Raw genomic sequence first — 214 nt, 5'->3', positions numbered from 1 at the left:
TTTATATAGTTTTTACCTTTGCTGAGAGAGTTAACGATAAATTAAGGAGCCATCAGTTTATGCAAATTTGACATCAATTGTATGAAAACCTATATATCATATCTTCGTCAAAGTACTATAAAACAACAAATCAGCGGACTTGGCATTGAAGCTCAGCGAGAGATTATAAATACATATGTGAAGGATAACCCAAAAATTCTCAAAGAGTATTTAG

The 214-nt window shown here is 31.3% G+C and carries 1 pseudogene; it reads left to right on the top strand.

What is annotated here, in order from left to right:
* Positions 1-81: 81 nt before the first annotated feature.
* A pseudogene (locus D0T57_RS16005) lies at positions 82-214 on the top strand (recombinase family protein); the annotation flags it as partial.

Origin of the sequence: Dysgonomonas sp. 511 (assembly GCF_010501105.1) — a bacterium.
In the GTDB taxonomy this organism is placed as follows: Bacteria; Bacteroidota; Bacteroidia; order Bacteroidales; family Dysgonomonadaceae; genus Dysgonomonas.
The sequence above is the reverse complement of the archived record's forward strand: the minus strand, read 5'-3'. Positions and strand labels throughout refer to the sequence as shown.